Raw genomic sequence first — 20,294 nt, 5'->3', positions numbered from 1 at the left:
TCGCCTGGGGAGCAAGCGGGCGGAAATAGGTCCGCGCGCGCGGTTGACCCTGCGGAGCCGCGATCGATAGGCTCCCTGCAAGGACTCGACCCCCACACACAGTGACGACCTCTCAACCGAAGCGGCAACCCATCCCGTTCGGGAAGTATCTCCTCCTGGACCGCGTAAACATCGGCGGCATGGCGGAGGTCTGGCGCGGCAAACAGTTCGGCGCCAGTGGCTTCGAGCGACTTGTCGCCATCAAGCGCATCCTGCCGAACATCGCCGAAGATGAAGAATTCATCTCGATGTTCATCGATGAGGCGAAGATCAGCGTCCAGCTGACCCACGCCAACATCGCGCAGATCTACGAGCTGGGGCAGATCGCCAGCAGCTACTTCATTTCGATGGAGTACATCCCCGGCAAGGACATGCGGGCCATCTTCGACCGCTGTCGGAAGAAGGGTGAGCCCGCGCCGGTGCCGCTGGTCGCCTTCTGCGTGGCGAAGATGTGCGAGGGCCTGGACTACGCCCACCGCAAGAAGGACGGGATGGGGCGCGAGCTCAACATCGTCCACCGCGACATCTCGCCGCAGAACGTGCTCGTGTCCTTCGAGGGCGAGGTCAAGGTCATCGACTTCGGCATCGCGAAGGCGGCGGGCAAGGCGACCAAGACGCAGGCCGGCATTCTCAAGGGCAAGTTCGGCTACATGAGCCCGGAGCAGATCCGCGGCCTGCCGTTGGATCGCCGCTCGGACGTGTTCGCCATCGGCGTGTGCCTCTACGAGATGCTCACCGGCGAGCGCCTCTTCGTGGGCGACAGCGACTTCTCCGTGCTGGAGAAGGTGCGCAAGGCGGAGGTGCCGTCGCCGTCCACGTACAACCGGCGCATCCCGGAGGCGCTGGAGCGCATCGTCCTCAAGTCGCTCGCGAAGGACGTGGAGGAGCGCTACCAGTACGCCAGCGAGCTGGGCGACGACCTGCAGCGCTTCCTGCTGACGAGCGACTCCATCTTCGGCCGCAAGGACCTCATGCAGTACATGAAGTCCACGTTCGCCGAAGAGGTGGAGCGCGAGAAGCAGCGCCTGGCCGAGTACGCGGACATCCGCGCGCCGGACGGCATGCTCGCGGCCATCGAGGCGGGCTACAGCGGCCCGTCCCCGGTGCCCACGCAGAGCATGACCAACATCCCCGCGGTGGCGCCCTCCGCGCCCGCCGTGGAGCCCGTGTCCGCGCCGCCGCCGCGCGCCTCCAACTCCGGCGCCAACCCGCAGGGGGCGCGCCGTTCGCCCACGCTCGCGGCGCTGCCCAAGCTGACCGCCGCGCCCGCCGCGCCCTCGCCCAAGGAGGACGAGGAGCTGGCGACGCAGATGGTGGACCGCGACGCTGTCTTCAACGACTCGCCGGAGCCCACCACCCAGCCGGGCGCCGCCATTGGCCGCGCCGTCACGCCGCTGGAGTCCCCGGCCGCGCCCGACGACGACGACGGAGAGGACGTGGCGGGCCGCACCGCCGTCATCCCGCCGCTCTCGTCGCTGCCCCAGCCGCCGGCGCCGCCGCGCCTGTCGCAGAACAGCGCGCCGGTGCTGAGCGCCGCGCCGCCGCGTCCGTCGCTGACCAACGTGCCCACGCTGATGGCCAACGACGGGCCCATGCCCCGTCCGACGCCGAACCGGGGCAACGACGGTCCGCCGCAGCGACTCCACCGGCCGGACCCGCTGCCGGAACCGTTGCCGCGTTCGCCCGCGCCCCCCGTCCTCAACAACGGGAACGCGCCGCGTCCGCCCGCGAAGGAAGGCCGCCAGAGGAACGCGCCCGAGCAGGAGGCTCCTGCCCGGGGTCTGGGCATCAAGGGCATGGACAAGCGCCTGCTCTACGGCGCAGTGGGTCTGGCGTCGCTGTTCCTGCTGGTGGGCGTGGCCCTGGTCTTCTCCCCGAGCAAGCCCGCGCAGGGCTACGTGATGGTGGAGCTCAAGACGCTGGAGGCGAAGGACATCGCGATGGTGTCCATCAACGCGGGGCCTCCGGAGAAGTTCCCCCCCAACGGCTTCGCCCTCAAGCCCATGTCCGTGGGCAACGTGCTGGTGGTGGTGACCGCTCCGGGCTACGAGGCCTTCAACCAGTCCGCCATGGTGTCCGAGGGCACCAACGCCACGCAGGTGCCGGTGGTCCTCAAGAAGCAGGCGCGCTCGGTGGTCGTGGTCTTCAAGACCCAGCCGGAAGACGCCGAGGTGAAGATCGACAACCAGGTCGCCCGGAAGCAGGGCGTTCGCGAGCAGGTGCTCCGGGACTTCTCGCTCAGCAACGACGCCCCGCTGGTGGAGGTCACCGCCGCCGGCTACGTGCCCTTCGTCAAGAAGATGGCCGTGAACAACAACGGCCTGGACGTGGTGGCGAACCTGGAGCGCGCGCCCGTGGAGGTTCGGGTCGAGTCCACGCCCGAGGGCGCGGCCATCTTCCAAGGCAAGCAGGACCTGGGCTTCGTCACGCCGGCCACCATCCGGGTGCCGTGGGGCACGCGTGAGCTCACGCTGAAGGCGAAATGCCACTCGGATGAGGACGTATCCGTGGGCACGCCGTCCCCGGCGGGTTCCACGGTCAAGGTGGATGCAACCCTGAAGAAGCAGGCGCGCTGCCGCGATTAGCGGCACCGCGGTCCTGACACTTAAGAGGTAGCCTGGGGGTCCTCCCCCCGGATGTCCCTGGGGGGAGCGGCGCCGGAGGGATGTCCGTGACGAAGGTGCGTAAGGTGAACAAGGCGGATCCGCTGGCGGATCTGCCCCGGTGGGCGCAGCAGCTTGCGCGCAAGTACTACACGAAGACGGTCAGCACCTTCCTGCTGTACGGGGCCGTGCGCGACCTGCAGCCGCTGCAGCTGGAGGACGGCGGGCGCGGCTTCGGGACGCTCAAGACGTTCCTGTCGGAAGAGCTGTTCGGCGGGCGCGACCACGTCCTCTTCTACGACCGCTCGTCGGGCATCCGCTCGGCGACGCCGGAGACGCAGAAGGACCTGGCGCGGGCCATGACGGGTTACGACGCCATGTACGGCACGGACTACGCCAAGGTCATGCCGCGCGACCCGGGTCGGGCGCTGCAGATCCTGGAGAACTTCCTGCGCATGCGCCTGAGCGAGGGCCGCTCAATGGCGCTCATCATCGACTACGCGGAGACGCTGGTGCCCGGCGGGGAGATGAGCCACCTGTCCGCGGAGGACCGCTTCGTGGTGGCCACGCTGGACAAGTGGGCGCACGACCCGCAGTTCCTGGCCGGCGACGTGTCCGTGGTGCTGCTGGCGGAGAACCTGTCGGACGTGTCGCCGCGCATCAGCCGCAATCCGTACGTGGCGCCCATCGAGCTGCCGCTGCCCACGGAGGAGGAGCGCCTGGAGTACGTGCGCTCCAAGCTAGAGGGCAAGAAGCTCCAGTCGGTGTCGGAGGTGCCGGTCGCGGGCCTGGCGAAGATGACGGCGGGCCTATCGCGCATCAACCTGGACCGCGTGCTGACGGAGGCGCTGGAGCGGGAGGTGCGCATCACTCCGGAGCTGCTCAAGGAGAAGAAGAAGGAGCTCATCCAGGCGGAGTGCCACGGCCTGCTGGAGTTCATCGAGCCCGCGCACACGCTGGACGCGGTGGCGGGGCACGCGCCCGCCAAGCAGATGCTGCGGCAGGCGGCGTCCGCGCTGAAGAAGGGCCGCATCGAGGTCATGCCCATGGGCTACCTGGTGAGCGGGCCGGTGGGCACGGGCAAGACGTTCATGGTGAGCTGCTTCGCCGGGGAGATTGGCATCCCGGTGGTGAAGTTCCTGAACTTCCGCAGCCAGTGGCAGGGCGTGACGGAATCGAACCTGGAGAAGATCTTCAACCTGCTGAAGGCCCTGTGGCCGGTGGCGGTGATGGTCGACGAGGCGGACACCTTCCTCGGCAACCGCGACTCCGGCGGGGACTCCGGCACGAGCAGCCGCATCTTCGGCTCCATCGCGTCCTTCATGGGCAACACGCAGTACCGAGGCAAGATTGTCTGGTTCCTGCTGACGGCGCGGCCGGACCTGCTGCCCATCGACTTGAAGCGCCAGGGCCGCGCGGAAGAGCACCTCGCGCTCTTCTATCCGCAGACGGATGAAGAGCGGAACGAGCTGTTCCAGGCGATGAGCAAGAAGACCGGCGTGTCCGTGGAGGGCGTGGAGTCCTTCGCCGCGCTCATCCCCGGCGGCGTGCGCGCCTTCAGCGGCGCGGACATCGAGGCGGTGATGGTGCGTTCGAAGTTCCGCGCGCTGGCGGATGGACGTGACCAGGTGACGAAGGACGACCTGGCCGCGGTGCTGGCGGACTTCGTGCCGCCCAGCTACCCGCTGGAGATTGAAATGCAGAACCTGGTGGCGGTGCAGGAGTGCACCAGCCGGGCGCTGCTGCCGGAGAACTTCCGCAAACTGGACCGCGACTTCATCAGCAAGCGCGTGCGGGAGCTGAAGATGCTCCTCGAAGAGCAGTAGACGTCGTCAGCCCACGGTGACGGGGACGCCCAGGTGCGGGTCCTGGAGCGTCTCCACCACCGCGATGCGGTCGCCCACGGCGAGCGCGTCATGCAGGACGAGGATGTCCTCGTTCGCGTGACGGATGCAGCCGTGGGACACATCGCCCCCGAGCAGGGCAGGGGCGCTGGTGCCATGCAGCTCCTCGCCGCTGCGACGGCCATCCGCCCAGGACAGGTCCAGCAGCCGCGCGCCGAACACGTGCCGGTCGTTCCACAACCGCGCGCCCGCGTTCTCGGTGGCCACCTGATCCAACTTCGCGCGGACGACCTTGAGTCCAGGGTGCGTGGGCGTGGCGGCGGTGCCCACCGCGTTGGGGAAGATGTCCACGAGCTTCCCCTCCGGGTCGAAGAGGAACGTACGGTGCTCGCGCAGCGCGATGACCACGCGCACGGGCTGGCCCGCGTAGAACGAAGAGGGCAGGGCGCGCGACTGTCCCCGTGAGCCCGGAGCCGGAGCGAGCGCATCCAGGGCCTTCAGCGTGGCGGTGTCGAGCACGCCGCTGGAGCGCAGGCCCGCGTGCACCTGGAAGTTGCGGAGCGCACGGGCCGTGTCCGGGCCGTAGCGTCCGTCCGCGCCGCCGTACAGCGCGAACCCCATGTCCATGAGCGCGCCCTGCACCGCGCGCAGCCCGTCTCCTTTCGAGCCCGTGCCGAGCACCGTCACGCCGGACGCCACCTCCGTGAGCTGAGGCGACCCTGCGAAGCGCGGATGCTCCAGTCCGCCTGCCACCGGAACCGCCGCGCCCGCGAAGTCGACCGGAGGCTCCATGACGCCCAGGCCCCCAGCCGTCACCGCACGCGTCGCCTCTTCGGCTCGCGCGACGAGGGTTGCCGCCGTTCCTGCCACGATGTCGCGTGCGCGCTTCTCAGGGCCGTACACTCCGTCGGACGGTGGGGCGAGGGAAAGCCCTCGCGGTACCGGACCGGGCCCGCTGAAGCGCGTCAGCGAGTTGCCTCCGGAGACCGTCCTGTCCCCCGGACGTTCGACTCCACGGGGCAGGACGGACAGGGCCGGCGCGGATTCGCTCGCGCCAGGCGTTTCAGAGGGAAGAAGCGGTGACTCTCGAAGCAGTGCGGATGCGAGCATGGCGCCGGGGACTGCAAGGTCCCGGCCGTCGCGCCATGCCCCTGTGCCGCTACGGCGCGCTCAGCGACAGCAGCTTGCCGGTGGGGACCGTGCGGTGGTCCTTGATGTGGTTCCACTTCATGATGTCCTCGACGGACACGTTGTAGCGCTGCGACACCGACCAGAGCGTCTCGCCCTCGGCCAGCGTGTGCACCTTGCCCTTGGGGCCCACGGGCGCCTGGCTCGCCACGGCGGTGGCCACCACGATGGTGCCGCCGCGCTCCTCCACCTTCGCTGGCGCCGCGCCCTTGGACTCCGGCGGCCACACCGCGAGCAGCGTGCCCAGCGACAGCGTGCGGTTGCGCTTGGGCAGGTTGTTCCACTTCTTCAGGTCGTCCACCGACACTTGGAAGCGGTTGGCGATGAGCCACAGGCTGTCGCCCTCCTGCACGCCGTATGTGATGCGCGTCTTGCCATCCACCTTCTCCGTCTTCACCGGGCCCGCCGCCACCGGGCCACGCGGCGTGCCCGCCGGGACCTCGTCCTCCGGCCGCGTCGCCACCACGCCGCTGCGCCGCGCCTGCGCCACCTTCGACGCCAGCGCGCCGCTGATGCCCGCGTCACCGCTGCCACCCCGGCCGCTCGCCGGCACCGGAATCACCAGCTCCGAGCGCACCTTCAGCACCCGCGCGGTCTTCAGCCGGTTCATCTGGAGGATGGCCTCCGGCGCCGTGCCGTACTTCTGGGCAATCTGCGACAGCGTGTCGCCCTTCTTCACCGTGTGCACCCGGAACGTCAGCCGGTCCGCTGGCGACAGCTTCTTGAAGTTCTCCGCGAAGAGCGTCGTGGTGCCGCGCGGCAGCTTCAGGGTGTAGGGCTTCGAGGCCGTCGCCGGAGGCGTGCACCAGCGCTTGAGCTCCGGGTTCAGCTCCTGCACGTCCGCCACGCTCACCCCGGCCGAGCGCGCCACCACGTCCAGGTCGGTCGCGTCCGTGAGCTTCACCTCGTCATATTCCAGCGTGGACTCGTACTGGAACTCCTCCTCGGAGAAGCCGAACGCGGTGGGGTTCTTCGCCACCAGCGCCGCGGCGATGAGCTTGGGCACGTAGTGCTTCGTCTCCTTCGCCAGCCCGGGCTCCTCCGCCAGCACCCAGAAGTCGTTCGTCCCGTAGCGCGTCACCATCTTGCGCACCCGGTACGAGCCCGTGTTGTAGCCCGCCCACGCCAGGTACCAGTGGCCCAGCTCGCCGTAGAGGTCCTTCAGGTACGCCGCCGCCGCGTGCGTGGCCTTGATGGGGTCACGCCGCTCGTCCACCCAGAAGTCCTGCTTGAGGCCGTACTGCTTGCCCGTGCTGGAGATGAACTGCCACGGCCCGGCCGCGTGCGCCCACGAGTACGCGTTCGCGGAGAAGCCGCTCTCAATCATTGCCAGGTACACCGTGTCCCGGGGCAGGCCCTTCGACTCCAGGATCGGCTGCATTACCGGCAGGTAGCGCGTGGAGCGCGCCATCCACTTGCGGAACCACTTGCGGCCGGGGCCCTGGAAGAACTGAATGTACTCGGCCACCCGCGGCTGCATGTCGACCGGGATGTCGTAGCGGTCCTTCACCTGCGAAATATCGAAGCTCGCCAGGTCGGTGATGCGCGCCAGCGGCGGGGCGGTGTCGTCCTCGCGGAAGGTAGGCTCTTCCAGCGCGTCCAACATTCGCAGCCGCAACGGGTTCGTCAGGCCCAGCCGGCGCAGCGACTGCATCATCTCCGCGTTCGGCTTCGACTCTGGGTCCAGCGTCGCGCCTTCCAACGCACGCAGTTCCTCCAGCTCGGCGGACTCGTTCTCCACCTCCTCCGTCTCCTCGCCTTCCTCCATGGGAGCGGGGGGCGTGGCCAGGCTGCCGTCCGCCGTCAGAGAGGGGGCCTGCGAGGGGGGCACCGCACGCACGCCGGGCGGCGGCACCGGTGACGGCGCCACGCCCTGCGAGGAGGGAACCGAGGCCAGGGCAAGCAGGAGCAGAGAAAGCGGCATGGGAACGCCAGGCGAGGTCGCCCAGAAGCAGGCGAAGCTCGCAGTATTCGCCAGCTTTCTTGACAGTCAAACAACAAGTCGCTCGGTACGCCCTCGGGAATCACCCACCGTAGGAGCGAGCGACCCTATTTCGCCGGTGGCTCGCCTGCCTGCCCGCTCTTTCCCGTTCCGCCATGGCCGGGACCGAGGATGCGAGGCAGGTACGTGGCGAAGTCGAAGTGCGGCGAGTTCTCCGTGTTGTGGCAGGTGACGCACACGGCCTGTCCCGGCTTGCCCACGATGGTCGCGGGGCTCGGCGAGTCCACGTGCTTGGAGCCCGGACCGTGGCAGCTCTCGCAGCCCACGTCCTCGCGGCCCTCCACCTTGTCCAGCCGGCACACGCCGCCGGGCTTCTGCCAGCCGGTGACGTGACAGCCCACGCAGTTGAGGTGGTGCTGCTTGCCCACCTCTTCCAGCGTCTCCCACGCGTGGTGGTGCTTCGTGCGCTCCCACACTCCGGTCGCGTCCGGGTGGCAGTCCGCGCACACCGCACTGCCGACGAAGCCCGCCTGGCCCTTCTCCGGAAGAGGGCAGTCCTGGCCGTGCGCCTTCGCCCACGCGAGGTTCAGCTGGCCCACGTCCGCGTCGTACGCCTTCACCAGCGCCTGCGTGTCCGGCGCGCTGGGCAGGTTCGACTCCAGCGGCAGGAAGCGCAGCGCGAAGCCGTTGACGTCCGCGGCCGGCGCGGGCGGCGCGGAGAGGAAGCCCTGCTTGCGCGCCGCGAGCTCGTCGCGCTTGCCCTGCTTCAGCGCCTTCAACTTCGGGTCGATGCCGGGCAGGGCTATTTCCTTATCCAGGAGCGCGATGCGCTGCTCCAGCGCCGTCACTTCCCGCTCCACGTCCCCCTGCGAACGCTGCGGCGTGAAGGGACCCTTCGCCGGCGCGTACGTCAGGTCCACGCGCAAGAGCGAGCGCCCCTTGCTCTGCACCGCCACCACCGGCACGTCGGAGCGCACCAGCCGGTTCTCCTCCGCGGAGAACTCACTGGCGCTGTGCGTGGCGACCACCAGGTTCGCGGCCAGGCCCGGCAACGCGGCGGCGGCCTGCGCGGCCTCCAGCGGCTGGTCCAACAGGCCCACCACGAAGTCCGCGCCCTGCTCGCGCGCCTGCTGGCTGGCCTTCACCAGCGCTTCGCCGGAAGCCGCCGCCACCACGCCCACCTTGCGCGTCCCCGCGTCCAGCACCTTCACGCCGCCCGTCGGAATCTCCGGCAGGCCCAGGCCCTGACGGAAGGCCGCGCCTCGCGTGTCGTCCAGCTCGCCCGTGGCTCGCACGGCGATGCCCATGGTGCGGAACGCGTCCGCGAGCGCCTTCGCCTTGCGCTCCTCCTGCGGCACCTGATCCGCCTTGAGGTGCGTCTCCCCGAAGAGGCTGTTGCCGCCGTCGATGTACAGCACCGGCTGGCCGCCCTGACGCGCCTGCTGCACCTGGAACGCCGCCCGGCCGATGCCTCCGCGCATGTTCTCGCTGCAGCCGCATGGGCCCAGGTATCCACGCGTGTCCGCGGAGATGAACAGCACGGCGCCCGGAGGCGCGGCGGGAGTAGGGGAGGCGGCTTGCTGCTGCCCGGGAGCACTGCCCGCGCCGCTCTCCGGGGCGCGCGGCTCCTGGCGTCTGCATCCGGTGAGAAGCGCGCTTACGAGCACCGCGAGGACGGCCGCGCGCATCGTCATCACCAGAGGATGCTCTGCACCAGTTCGTCGATCTTCTCGCCCATCGCCTCCAGGCCATTCACCTTGGAGAGCGAGCCATCCGCGCCCACCTGCTCGGCCAGCTTCGACAGCTCGTCGTCCGGCAGGCTGGAGAACAACACGATGGGGATGTCCTGCGTGTTGTACTCGTTCTTCAGCGTGCGGCAGATGTCCGTGCCCTTCGCTTCGGGCATGTGGATGTCCGTGAGGATGAGATCCGGCCGCCAGCTCTGAAGCGTTTTCTCAAACTCCATGAGCGTGGAGGTGGCCACGACCTCATAGCCCCGTGCCTCCAGGACGGCCTTCTCCATGGCGAGGGTGATCTCGCTGTCGTCAATGAGGAGGATTCTTCGCTTCTCTTCGGACACGGCGACCTTCCTTGGGGGTCGGTTCTAGCCCACCACCCAGCGGCGCACCAATGCTTTCCCGTGTTGCGTTCCAGCACGGGTTTTCTGTCCCCGACCCCGGGCTTCCCAGCGGCCGGGCGGGCTCGGAAACACCCACCGTCTTTCCCGGACAACCGACCGCACACGGAGTATGGAGGCGCCCATGAAGCGCCATGCCTCCCGGGTCCTGGTGGCCCTCCTCCTCCTGGGGTGCGTCCTCGGGGGCCTCCCTGTCCTGGCCCTCAACAACGGCCTGGGGCAGGTCCCCCAGGACCTGGACCGCACGTCGCCGCGCGCCACGGCCCAGGGCTTCCTGGACGCGGTGCATCGTGGGGAGTACGCCCGCGCCGCCCACTACCTGTACCTGGACCATCTTCCGGCGGCCGAGCAGCCCGCGCAGGGCGCCCAACTGGCGCGGAAGCTGAAGTTCGTCCTGGACCGGGAGCTGTCGGTGGACACGTCCGCCCTGCCGAAGACGCCGGAGGGCGAGCCCCCCAACTCACGCTTCGCGTCGCTGGGGGCCATCCCGCTCAAGGGCGAGAGCGTGCCCATCCGGCTGCAGCGCTTCACCGTGGATGGCACGCCCATCTGGGTGGTGGCGGAGTCCACCGTGAAGATGGTGGACCCGCTCTTCGAGGAGTACGGCCCGCTGCTCACCGAAACGCTCCCTGCCGTCTTCTTCGACCGCACGGTGCTGGGGCTGGAGCCGTGGCAGTGGCTGGGGCTCGTGGTGACGCTCCTGAGCGCGTGGATCCTCTCCTATCTCCTGGAGAAGCTCCTGCTGGCCGCCGCGCTGCGGGTGGCGCGCTGGACGCGCATCACCTGGGATGACCAGATTGTCAGCGCGGGCCGGGGGCCCCTGCGGCTGCCCTTCTTCGCCATCCTCCTGGCGCTGGGCACCTCGTTCCTGCTCCTGCCTCCCAAGCTGAAGCTGCTGAGCGACCGGGTGAGCTACTCGCTCACCATCGTCGCGGTGGCGTGGTTCATCCTGCGCTTCCTCCGCGTGTCGGAGGCCTACGTCCAGAGCCGCGTCACCTCCGAGTCCAGCCCCCACCGCCGCGCGCGCTCGCTGCGCACGCAGTTGGCCGTGCTGCGCGCCGTCTTCGAGGTCGCCACCTACGTCATCGCCGCCGCGCTGCTGCTCATGCAGTTCGAGGTGGTGCGCAACGTGGGCGTGTCGCTGCTGGCCTCCGCCGGTATCGCCGGCCTCGCCATCGGTCTCGCCGCGCAGAAGTCGCTGTCCTCGCTGCTCGCCGGCATCCAGCTGTCCATCACCCAGCCCGTCAGCATTGGCGACAACGTGCTGGTGGAGGGCGAGTTCGGCACGGTGGAGGAGATCACCCTCACGTACGTCGTGCTGCGCATCTGGGACCAGCGGCGCATGGTCATCCCCATCACCCAGTTCCTGGACAAGCCGTTCCAGAACTGGAGCAAGGGGAGCCCGGAGATCATGGGCACCGTCATCCTCCAGGTGGACTACATGGCGGACATCGACGCGCTGCGCGCGGAGCTGGACCGCATCCTCGCCAACGAGGGCAAGGCCCTGTGGGATGGCCGGGTGAAGACGCTGGTCGTCTTCGACGTGATGGACAAGACCCTCACCGTGCGCGCCCTGGTGAGCGCGGCGAACTCCAGCAAGCTGGGCGACCTGCGCTTCCTCGTGCGCGAGCGGCTGGTCGTCTTCCTGCGCTCGAAGCCCCAGTGGCTGCCCATGGTGCGCAGCGAATCCCGCCCCGCGCAGCCCCCGCCCTCCCGGGATGACCAGGAGGAAGCCACCCAGGGCGCTCCAGAGCCCCGGTCCTGAAGAAGAGCGCCTGTGAGAGCCCCAGGGAAAACGGGCGCTTGCACGGACGCTCGCCGCGCGATGAATATGTCGGCCCACGCGGCGTAAGACGCCCGTAAGAGCATTCGCACCCAAGCTGGGGAGTCCAACAGATGAAGCGTCCTGTCACCTTGTGCGGAGCCCTGGCGCTCCTGGCCGTCGCCGCGCCGCTCACCGCGAGCGCCCAGGAGCGGGGCCGCACCGACGGGCCTGAAGAGTCGGAGTACGGCACCGGGGGCTACGGCGACAACCGCCGGGGCGTGTCGCTCCAGTTCGACTGGGGCGCGGCCATCAACTCCGGTGAGAACCCCCCGGGCGCGCCGGAAGGTCCGCCGCTGTTCGTGGGCGCCACCGTGTCCCTCTGGGGTGATGACTGGTACCGCCTGGACGTCAGCGGCGGCTACGTCTTCGACGGTGGGCGCTTCATCGGCAACGTGGGCCCCACCTTCCGCAGCTGGGGCTGGCCGGTGTCCTTCACCCTCGGCCTCAAGGCGGGCGCCATCGTCATCCCGGAGGGCGAGGGCCTGCGCTTCGCCATCTCGCCGCAGGTGGGCGCGGAGATCTTCCTGGACCGCCGCGACCGCGTGCTCATGGGACTGCACTACTCGCCGGACATCCCCATCGGGGGAGGAGGAGTCACGAACCGGTTGTTCATGAACGTCGGATACCGGTTCTGACGGAAACGCCATGATCGCTCAACTGCTCGCCGCCGCTGTCGCGTTGACCACGGCCCAGGCGCCTCGCGCCGCCTCGCCGTCCGTGGCACTGCCGTTCCCGTCGGGGGACGTGCAGACCTACAACATCATCCAGTGGGACCCGAACCAGCTGCCGCGCATCTATGAGCGGTCGGACCAGCTCCCGCTCACCGACGAGGAGCTGACCAAGCTGTCGCAGGCCGGCTTCGAGCCCGCGCAGCTGGTGAAGATGATTGAAGAGCGCCGCTGCGCCTGCGACGCGAGCGCGGACGGCCTCATCCGCCTGAAGAAGGCGGGCGTGGACAAGACGGTGCTGGCGGCGGTGTCGCGCCACGGCCTGGCGCCCAACCGGCAGCTGGACATCCTGGTGACGCTGGACTTCACCGGGGAGAGCCGCACCGCGCGCGAGGCGTTCCTCTACTTCTTCGTGGACGACGGGGACATCACCCGCGTGTTCTCCGCGAACCTCCCGGAGCTGCTGCAGCGCCGCAACAGCCACGAGACCATGGTGGACCGCAGCGACATCATGGTGGCGCGCACGGTGCGCCGCATCCAGCTCGCGGGCCACGTGCCGCTCAAGACGTACGGCGCGCACCGCGTGATGGTGGCGGCGAGCGCCAGCCCCACGCTCACGCACCCCTCTCAGCTCACCCCGCAGGAGCGCGCGAAGGCGCAGACGTACACCTTCGACTATCCGCGCGCGTCCTTGCAGAGCCTCTGCCGCCTGACGGCCGGCTACCGCCGCGACGCGGTGCTTGCCTACAAGTGGAACTTCGAAGGCAGCCGCTTCGAATGCGAATGGAACTAGGAGTCGACCCGACCATGAACACCCGCCGCCTGTTGCTGTCCGCCCTCGTCGCCGTGTCGCTCGCCGGCTGTGGAGGCTCCCGCGCCTTCACGCGCGGCACCTACGAGGACCCCAACACCATCGAGATGCTGGGCGACCGCTTCAACGAGAACGACCTGCAGCTCATCGCGAAGAAGATGGCCGAGTCGCTCGCCAACGCCCCGCGCTTCGCTCAAGCCCCGCCGCAGGGCGCGGCCCTGCCCATCGTCCTCGTGGGCAAGCTGCGCAACAGCACCAGTGAGCACATCGACATGCGCTCGCTGGGGGACAAGATCCAGACGGCGCTCGCGCAGACGGGCCGCTTCGCGCTGGTGGACCAGCAGGCGCGCCAGGACATCGCGGAGGAGTACGAGTACCAGCAGTCCGGCTACGTGAACCCGAACGCCGCCAAGGCCCCGGGCCAGCAGGCGTCGGTGGACTTCCTGATGACGGGCGACCTCGCCTCCATCATCCAGGAGGTCGGCCGCGACAAGCTCGTCTATTACAAGATGACGGCGAAGCTGAACGACGTGCGCACCGGCACCATCGCGTGGACGGACGAGAAGCAGATCCGCAAGAAGTTCGAGAAGCAGGGCGTGAGCTGGTAGCCGTCCGCCGTGGCCAACCTCCTCGACATCGCATCCCAGGCCCCGCGCGTCCCCGCCGCTTCCCCGGCGGGGGGGCGTTGGGGCCTGTTGTTCATCGTGGCCATGAGCGCCCTGAGTGTCCTGGGCACGGGCTGCGCCAGCGACTACGTGGCGCGCACGGCCTCCGCGCGCTCCGCGTACCAATCCTCCGACTATCAGCGCGCCCTGAGTGAGCTGGACGGCGAGCAGAAGGAGGCCCCCGAGCGCGACCAGCTCCTGTTGCTCCTGGACAAGGGCATGGTGCTGCACGCGGCCGGGCAGTGGGAGGAGAGCACGAAGGTGCTGGCCCAGGCAGACGAGCTCAGCTCGCAGCTGGACATCACCTCCGTGAGTGAAGAGGCCGGCATCCTGCTCAGCAACGAGCGGCGCCGCGCCTACCGCGGGGAGGACTTCGAGAAGCTGATGATCTCCGTCCTCCAGGCGCTCAACTACGCGGAGCTGAACCGCGACGAGGACGCGCTCGTGGAGGTCCGTCGCGTCAACGAGCGCATCGAGAAGATGATCACCGAGGAGAAGAAGCCGTACGAGCAGCTCGCCATCGCGCGCTACCTGGGCGGCGTGCTGTACGAGGACCAGCGCGAGTGGGACTCGGCCTTCATCGACTACATGAAGGCGTACGAGCTGGAGCCCCGGCTGGGCGGGCTGGTGGAGCCCCTCTTGCGGCTGGCGAAGAAGACGGGCCGTGACGACGCCTACGCGACGCTCTCCCAGAAGTTCCCGAACGTGGCGCACGACGCGGTGGGGCCCGGAGAAGGGCAGCTCGTCGTGGTGGTGGAGGCGGGCCTGTCGCCGCAGAAGGAGCGCGTGTCGCGCGACTACGGTGACTCCGGGGACCTGATTGAAGTGCCCGTGTACCGGGACCGCGGCGGTACACCGCCGGTGCGCGTGTCGGTGGAGAGCCAGGCGGAGCAGGCGGTGACGGTGACGTCGCTGTCGCGTGTGGCCCAGGTGCACCTGAACGACCGCATTGGCCGCATGCTGGCGAAGCAGCTCGCGGGCGCGGTGGCGAAGGCGGGCGTGGCCGCGGGCGTGGGCGCGCTCACGAAGAGCAAGGAGCTGGGCGTGCTCACCTTCCTGATTCTCAACGCGGGCAACCAGGCGGACCTGCGCTCCTGGCTTTCACTGCCGGCGGAGTTCCAGGTGGCGCGCTTCCGGCTTCCTCCGGGAAAGCACACCGTCCAGGTGGATGCACCGGGCCGGCCCACCACACACCTGGTGGAGGTGAAGCCGGGACGGGTGGAGGTGCTGGTGGTGCGAAGCTACTGACGGCGTCGTTTTGGGAGTAGGGTGCGCGCCCCATGTCGCCGGTCGTAGCCGAAGTCCTCCTGTACTCCTTCATCGTCGTGGCGAGCGCTCTGGCCGGGGCGGGCGTGGTCATCTTCAATGACCGCTCCACGCGGCTCGTGACGTTCCTGGCCTTCGCGGCGGGCGTGATGTTCGGCGCGGCCTTCTTCCACATGCTCCCGGAGGCGTACGAGGGCGGCGGCTGGTGGGCCTTCGCGCTCGTGCCCATGGGCTTCCTCTTCGTGCTGGTGCTGGAGCGCTACCTCGTAGCCCACGCCTGCGAGGAGCCGCCAGACTGCGCGGAGCACGTGCATGGCCACGCGCTGGGCCTCAGCGCGTTCCTGGGCCTGTCCACGCACACGCTCTTCGACGGCATCGCGCTGGGCTCCTCGGTGAAGGAGGGCGTGGGCGCCATGGCGCTGCTGGCCATCACCGCGCACAAGATTCCCTCGTCGCTGTCGCTCGCGTCCATCCTCCAGGCTGAGGGCAAGAAGCGCGGCACCATCCTGGCGTACACCGCGCTGTATGGCCTGATGGTGCCGGTGGGCGCGGTGCTCTACTTCGGCTTCGACGCGGTGCTGAGCTTCCAGTCGCTGGCGCCCAAGGCCCTGGCCTTCTCCGCCGGCACCTTCCTCTACATCGCCGTGTCGGACCTGCTGCCGCACGTGAACAAGCACGGCAGGGACAAGCCCGGGCGCAACCTGGTGGCATTGGCAGCCGGGTTGCTGGTGATGTTCGTGCTCGCGCGCGTCCTGGGACACACGGAGCACTGACGGCACCATGGAACGACGCAAGGACTGGTACGAGCACCCGGAGTACTACGAGGCCATCTTCGGCACGGACACCGTGCGCGAGGCGGACTTCCTCCAGGAGCTGAGCCGGCGCTTCGGCACGGGAGGCAACCAGTGGCTGGAGCCCGCGTGCGGCGCGGGCCGGCTGGTGGAGGAGGCCGCGAGCCGGGGCCTGAAGGTCGCGGGCTATGACTTGTCGGAGGCCATGCTCGCGCACGCGCGCAAGCGCCTGTCCCCCACGGAGCGCCGCCGCGTGAAGCTGTCCCAGGCGCGCATGGAGGACTTCTTTGATCCGGCGCTGGAAGGCCGCGTGGACCTGGCCCACACGCTGGTCTCCACCTTCCGCTACCTGGACAGCGAGAAGGCCGCGGTGGAGCACCTCACCGGCACCCGCCGCCTGCTCAAGCCGGACGGCATCTACGTGCTGGGCTTCCACCTCACGGACTACGCGCGCTCCGGCCCTGAGCACGAGCGCTGGGTGGGGCAGGTGGGCGCGGACAAGGTCGTGTGCAACACGCACGAGGGCCTGCCGGAGCAGCGCCTGCGCCGCTCACCCATGCGCAACCGCCTGCGCGTCACCGGCCCGGACAAGGACTGGCTCATCGAGACGACGTGGTTCTTCCGCACGTACGACGAGGCCCAGGTGAAGCGCCTGTTCCGCAAGTCCGGCCTGCGCGTCGCGGCCACGTTCGACTTCGACTACGACCTGGACTCGCCCGTGGGCCGCGGCAGCCCGCGCCTGGACCGCGTCTTCGTGCTGAAGCGGGACACGCCCTCCAAGGCCTGACTGGTATGGAATGACCCGGCTGCCCGTCCGTTCAGAAGGCGCGGTCCGTCAGGCATTGGGGCTCAAACGTCAGGGTTTGCGTCCTGTCCGGACGCGCTCGCGTTCCAGCGGGACGCAGGTTGAGTGGGATGTTCATCGTGACCCCGCGAAATCATTGGATTCACCCTGTTGGCACGGCATCCGCAATGCGTCCCGCCCATACGCCGGCAACGGCGTGTACCGCATCCAGATGCACCCGGAGCGCGGAAGGAGGGGCCGCTCCTTCCGCGCTCTCCATCTGAATCCGCACCTCCCCGTCATCTCCGATAGAGTCCGCGTCTGCTTTTTGGACGGCTTCGCCGGTCGGCGGTGGCGCGGCTTCCGCACGGGAGGCGATGGGGATGCAAGACGAGTTGGCGCAGCTCATGGCTGCGCTCAGGGATTCCAGGGACTTTGAAACGGCGGCGGCGGCGGCGTTGCGCCGGATGCTGACCGTGGCGGACGCCGCGGTGGCGGCCAGCCGCTACGCGGGCCGGGCCCGGGTCCTGCGCGGCATCGTCCACCTGCGTCCTGGCGAAGCGTACCGCCGGCTGGCGGCGCTGGACGTAGGCGCGCGCGAAGTGACGGACGCAGGCGTCGAGATGCCCTTCTTCACCTCCGCCACGGCCTGGCGCGCGGTGGTGGAGCACCGGTGCGCGGTGTCCATCGACGTGAACATCGGCACGGTGCAGCCGCACGCGCCGGACGCGCCGGTGACGGGTGACCCGGGCCTCGCGGGCTTCCACAGCAACGAGAGCAAGCAGCGCTTCCTGGGGCGCCACGCGACGCACGTGTGCGTGCTGCCCCTGCGCACGCCCGCGGGCATGGAGGGCATGATTTCGCTAGAGGCGGACTGCCTGGCCGCCATGGGGCAGGAGTTCGTCTGGCGCGACGCCGGAGACCTGCTCCAACTGCTCACGGACATCGCCGCGCCGTACCTCACCGCGCTGCCGCAGCGGCCGGTGGCCACGCCGGAGGTGGACGAGTTCCTCCCCGTGGTGGGCCGCTCCATGGCGGAGCTCCTGCCCATCCTCCGGACCTTCGCGCTCCAGGACGAGACCATCCTCGTGAGCGGGGCCACGGGTGCGGGCAAGTCGCGCCTGGCGCGCTGGTGCCATGAGCGCTCCGGCCGCCGGGGCAAGCCCTTCGAGACGCTGGACCTGGTGACGGTGCCGGAGGACCTCCAGATGGCGGAGCTCTTCGGCTGGAAGAAGGGCGCCTTCACCGGCGCGGTGCGCGACGCGCCGGGCGTGGTGGCCCGCTCGGACGGCGGCACGCTGTTCATCGACGAAATCGACAAGCTGTCGCTGAAGGCGCAGGCGGGCCTGCTGCACCTCTTGGAGTCGCGCAGCTACCGGCCGCTGGGCGAGGGCACCGGAGAGAAGCTCGCGGACGTGCGCTTCATCATCGGGACCAACGCGGACCTGCACGCGCAGGTGCGCGCCGGCCGCTTCCGCGAGGACCTGTACTACCGCGTGAACGTGCTGCCGGTGCGCATGCCGCCCCTGCAGGACCGCCAGGACGAGATTCCCCTCTGGGCGCGGTACATGGTGAACCGCCGTCACCGCGAGCGGATGCCGGAGGGCTCCGCGCGGCTGGCGCAGGAGGCGGAGGTGCTGCTGACCACCAGCTCATGGCCGGGCAACCTGCGGCAGCTCGACAACATCGTGCGGCGTGCGTACACGCTGGCGATGGTGGAGCACGCGGCCGGCACGGGCGACCTGGTGCTCCACGAGAAGCACGTGGCGCGCGCGCTGGACTACGAGCAGTCCCCCAGCAGCGGCCGTCCGCTGCCGGAAGCGCTGCGGGCCGCGGCGCAGGCCTTCGTCGGTGAGGCGCGCAGGCGCAGCACGCCGCTGGACCTGGACTACGCGGACGGCTTCCGCGGGCTGGTGCTGGGCACGGCCATCCGCCAGATGGGCCGCGACGAGGCCTTCCGGATGCTGGGCCGCGAAAGCCTGGTGAAGAACCGCAACCACCACAAGGCCCTCAAGCGCGAGCTGGAGAAGGTGGACGGCCTCTACAAGGCGCTGGGCGAGGGGGGCTCCCCGTTCTCCGACCTGCTGGAGAACGAGGACGCGGACTGACGCCAGGGGCGCGCCTTCAGTGGATGGCGCTGCCCAGCGGCTGGTAGTTCTCGTCGCGCAGGCCCACGAGCACGCTGGTGCCGTTGTCCGTCACCCGCAGCTCGCCGTAGCGCGCCTTCGCGTAGCGCTCCGCGTGGCCCTCCTGGAAGAAGAAGGCCTCCGCGCCCAGGCGCATCTGCGAGTTGCGGATGCGGAAGCGAAGGCGCACCTCGCCGGGCGCGAGCGAGGTGCCCGCCTGCGTCTCGTAGCGCACGAACTCGCCCACGTCGTGCTCGTCCAGGCGCAGCACCACGTTGCCGTCCTCCTGGGGCTGCTCGCGGCCCTCGCGCCAGCCCTGGTTGATGGCGTAGTCGAGCACCATGTAGTCGCCCTGGATGAGCGAGCGTGGGTCCACCGGAGCCAGCCGCAGCAGCACGGGCTGCCCCCGCGCGAGCACGGTCTCCTTCTGCACGACGAGGAAGGCGAGCGCGACGAACACGAGCGCGAGCCCACCGAAGATGACGGTGCCGCGTTTCATCGGGCCTCCGAGAGGACGGCGGACTGCCGCCGCAGGAAGAACTGCCGCACGCCCAGCAGCACCAGTCCGCTGCCCGTGAGCGCGAGCGCCTTGGCCAGCAGCGTGATGTGCAGGTCGTAGTAGTAGTACGCGCCGAACGTCAGCAGGAACGCCACCGCCAGCCCCAGCATCACGCGGCTGCGGCGGTGGAAGCCGAGCGTCAGCATCTGCACCGCCACCAGCACGCCCGGCGTGTTCAGCGTCATCACCGTGAGCAGCACGAGCGCGCCGGCCGCGGGAATCCAGACGCGCTGCTCCTGGGCCAGCCCCAGCTCGCGCAGCACCTGCCATCCCGTCCACGCCAGGAGGAGCGCCAGCGCGATGGAGAGGTACGCGCTCGGCACGAACCCACTCTCGAAGCGGAAGACGTAGTGGAAGCCCTCCTGCGAGTTCTCGAAGCTGCGGAACAGCAGCCACCCGGGCACGGCGCACGCGAGCGCGAAGGCAATGGGCCCCACGCGAGCGCCCAGCTTCCCGCGCCGCAGCACCGGTTCGAAGAGCAGGGTGCCGGAGAGCGCGGCGGCGCCCATGAGCATCCACACGTCCACGCCCGAGCCCCCCACTGCATCGAGCGCGAACACGCCCACGGACACGCAGAGGCCCACCGTCGCCAGGAAGTAGAGGATGAGGTCCGGGTACACGGCGAGCAGCGCGACAGACGCCACCGCCCCCGCGAACGCGATGGTGAGGGTGCCCTGGTCCAGCTGCGCCAGCCCCACGAGGAACGCGCCCACGCCCGCCATGCACAGGGCCAGGGCGAGTTGCTCCAGGAAGGGGCCCTGGGAGGTCCGGCGCAGCAGCACCGCCGCCACCGTGATCAGGAGGCCCATGCCGGTGAGCGCCACCTCCTCCTTCCAGAGGCCCACGCAGGCGAAGAAGCTGAGCATGAAGGCGGCGGCCAGCCACGCGCCGCCGCCGGCCAGCGCCTTGACGAACCAGGGTGAGGCACCCAGCGTCTTCTGGCGGATCTCCAGGGCGGTGCGGGCTCGCGCGTCCACCCCCGCGTCCACGTGGCCCTCGGTCTTGAGCCCCGCCAGCACGTCTTGAATCGTCGGTCGCAGGGCCAT

The 20,294-nt window shown here is 69.5% G+C and carries 16 protein-coding genes; 10 read left to right on the top strand and 6 right to left on the bottom strand.

The features are described 5' to 3' along the window. The first annotated feature begins 101 nt into the window (after positions 1-101). Together GTZ93_RS12590 and GTZ93_RS12585 are read left to right on the top strand one after the other, a co-directional pair. Complete coding sequence (locus tag GTZ93_RS12590; protein ID WP_139919999.1) at positions 102-2,624, top strand: serine/threonine protein kinase; 2,523 nt, start codon at positions 102-104, stop codon at positions 2,622-2,624. A gap of 86 nt (positions 2,625-2,710) precedes the next feature. Then, positions 2,711-4,468 carry an ATP-binding protein gene (locus GTZ93_RS12585; protein WP_169821693.1) on the top strand — a complete coding sequence of 586 codons (1,758 nt, stop codon included), beginning with the start codon at positions 2,711-2,713 and terminating at the stop codon, positions 4,466-4,468. A 6-nt stretch (positions 4,469-4,474) separates the two neighbouring features. Here GTZ93_RS12585 and GTZ93_RS12580 read toward each other — a convergent pair whose 3' ends face one another. The 4 genes from GTZ93_RS12580 to GTZ93_RS12565 form a co-directional block, all read right to left on the bottom strand. Beyond that, positions 4,475-5,278, bottom strand: coding sequence for a L,D-transpeptidase family protein (locus tag GTZ93_RS12580; RefSeq protein WP_139919997.1), 804 nt, complete (start codon positions 5,276-5,278; stop codon positions 4,475-4,477). Positions 5,279-5,645: 367 nt separating this feature from the next. Then, entirely contained in the window at positions 5,646-7,598 is a 1,953-nt protein-coding gene (locus GTZ93_RS12575; protein ID WP_139919995.1) for a LysM peptidoglycan-binding domain-containing protein, read from the bottom strand. A 125-nt stretch (positions 7,599-7,723) separates the two neighbouring features. Further along, positions 7,724-9,310, bottom strand: coding sequence for a multiheme c-type cytochrome (locus GTZ93_RS12570; RefSeq protein ID WP_390624865.1), 1,587 nt, complete (start codon positions 9,308-9,310; stop codon positions 7,724-7,726). Beyond that, on the bottom strand, positions 9,310-9,696 hold the full coding sequence (locus GTZ93_RS12565; protein ID WP_014398957.1) for a response regulator: 387 nt from the start codon (positions 9,694-9,696) through the stop codon (positions 9,310-9,312). The genes GTZ93_RS12570 and GTZ93_RS12565 overlap by 1 nt, the downstream gene beginning before the upstream one ends. 181 nt (positions 9,697-9,877) lie before the next feature. On the opposite strand from GTZ93_RS12565, the gene GTZ93_RS12560 reads away from it, so the two are divergent. From GTZ93_RS12560 to GTZ93_RS12525, 8 genes are all read left to right on the top strand, one after another. Beyond that, the gene (locus tag GTZ93_RS12560; RefSeq protein WP_161662785.1) at positions 9,878-11,518 is read left to right on the top strand and encodes a mechanosensitive ion channel family protein; all 1,641 of its coding nucleotides are present in this window, start codon (positions 9,878-9,880) and stop codon (positions 11,516-11,518) included. A gap of 131 nt (positions 11,519-11,649) precedes the next feature. Then, positions 11,650-12,213 (top strand): hypothetical protein, encoded by a 564-nt coding sequence (locus tag GTZ93_RS12555; protein ID WP_120578182.1) that lies wholly within the window; start codon positions 11,650-11,652, stop codon positions 12,211-12,213. 10 nt (positions 12,214-12,223) lie between these two features. Further along, complete coding sequence (locus tag GTZ93_RS12550; protein ID WP_120578181.1) at positions 12,224-13,039, top strand: hypothetical protein; 816 nt, start codon at positions 12,224-12,226, stop codon at positions 13,037-13,039. Positions 13,040-13,053: 14 nt separating this feature from the next. Next, positions 13,054-13,665 carry a penicillin-binding protein activator LpoB gene (lpoB, locus tag GTZ93_RS12545; RefSeq protein WP_120578180.1) on the top strand — a complete coding sequence of 204 codons (612 nt, stop codon included), beginning with the start codon at positions 13,054-13,056 and terminating at the stop codon, positions 13,663-13,665. Positions 13,666-13,674: 9 nt separating this feature from the next. After that, complete coding sequence (locus GTZ93_RS12540) at positions 13,675-14,970, top strand: COG3014 family protein (protein ID WP_257979429.1); 1,296 nt, start codon at positions 13,675-13,677, stop codon at positions 14,968-14,970. A gap of 32 nt (positions 14,971-15,002) precedes the next feature. Beyond that, positions 15,003-15,761, top strand: a complete 759-nt coding sequence (locus tag GTZ93_RS12535) for a ZIP family metal transporter (RefSeq protein ID WP_120578179.1) — start codon at positions 15,003-15,005, stop codon at positions 15,759-15,761. Positions 15,762-15,768: 7 nt separating this feature from the next. Continuing rightward, the gene (locus tag GTZ93_RS12530) at positions 15,769-16,566 is read left to right on the top strand and encodes a class I SAM-dependent methyltransferase (protein ID WP_139921752.1); all 798 of its coding nucleotides are present in this window, start codon (positions 15,769-15,771) and stop codon (positions 16,564-16,566) included. A gap of 380 nt (positions 16,567-16,946) precedes the next feature. Next, positions 16,947-18,671 carry a sigma-54-dependent transcriptional regulator gene (locus tag GTZ93_RS12525; RefSeq protein ID WP_139921750.1) on the top strand — a complete coding sequence of 575 codons (1,725 nt, stop codon included), beginning with the start codon at positions 16,947-16,949 and terminating at the stop codon, positions 18,669-18,671. Between the two features lie 16 nt (positions 18,672-18,687). Here GTZ93_RS12525 and GTZ93_RS12520 read toward each other — a convergent pair whose 3' ends face one another. Next, positions 18,688-19,188 carry a GDYXXLXY domain-containing protein gene (locus GTZ93_RS12520; protein WP_139921748.1) on the bottom strand — a complete coding sequence of 167 codons (501 nt, stop codon included), beginning with the start codon at positions 19,186-19,188 and terminating at the stop codon, positions 18,688-18,690. Continuing rightward, the gene (locus GTZ93_RS12515; RefSeq protein ID WP_139921746.1) at positions 19,185-20,294 is read right to left on the bottom strand and encodes a DUF4401 domain-containing protein; all 1,110 of its coding nucleotides are present in this window, start codon (positions 20,292-20,294) and stop codon (positions 19,185-19,187) included. The genes GTZ93_RS12520 and GTZ93_RS12515 overlap by 4 nt, the downstream gene beginning before the upstream one ends.

The sequence above is a fragment of the Corallococcus exiguus genome, from assembly GCF_009909105.1.
Lineage (GTDB): Bacteria > Myxococcota > Myxococcia > Myxococcales > Myxococcaceae > Corallococcus > Corallococcus exiguus.
The sequence above is the reverse complement of the archived record's forward strand: the minus strand, read 5'-3'. Positions and strand labels throughout refer to the sequence as shown.